Genomic DNA, 742 nt, shown 5'->3' on the forward strand with positions numbered 1-742 from the left:
GGCCCCGCAAGGGGTTGTGGCGTGCCTATTGAAGCATGAGCCGGCGACTCACGGTCGTGGGCGAGCTTAAGCCGTTGAGGCGGAGGCGTAGGGAAACCGAGTCCGAACAGGGCGTCTAGTCCGCGGCCGTGGACCCGAAACCGGGCGAGCTAGCCCTGGCCAGGGTGAAGCTGGGGTGAGACCCAGTGGAGGCCCGAACCGGTGGGGGATGCAAACCCCTCGGATGAGCTGGGGCTAGGAGTGAAAAGCTAACCGAGCCCGGAGATAGCTGGTTCTCCCCGAAATGACTTTAGGGTCAGCCTCAGGCGCTGACTGGGGCCTGTAGAGCACTGATAGGGCTAGGGGGCCCACCAGCCTACCAAACCCTGTCAAACTCCGAAGGGTCCCAGGTGGAGCCTGGGAGTGAGGGCGCGAGCGATAACGTCCGCGTCCGAGCGCGGGAACAACCGAGACCGCCAGCTAAGGCCCCCAAGTCTGGGCTAAGTGGTAAAGGATGTGGCGCCGCGAAGACAGCCAGGAGGTTGGCTTAGAAGCAGCCATCCTTTAAAGAGTGCGTAATAGCTCACTGGTCGAGTGACGCTGCGCCGAAAATGATCGGGGCTTAAGCCCAGCGCCGAAGCTGCGGGTCTGGGGGGCGACCCCCAGGCGGTAGGGGAGCGTTCCCGATGCCGAGGAAGGCCGACCCGCGAGGGCGGCTGGAGGCAAGGGAAGTGCGAATGCCGGCATGAGTAACGATAAACAG

1 rRNA gene is annotated in these 742 nt (G+C 63.7%); it reads left to right on the forward strand.

The features are described 5' to 3' along the window. Positions 1 to 742, forward strand: a 23S ribosomal RNA gene (locus tag ACYQ0J_RS07470); the annotation flags it as partial.

Source organism: Thermus sp. FJN-A (assembly GCF_054655095.1).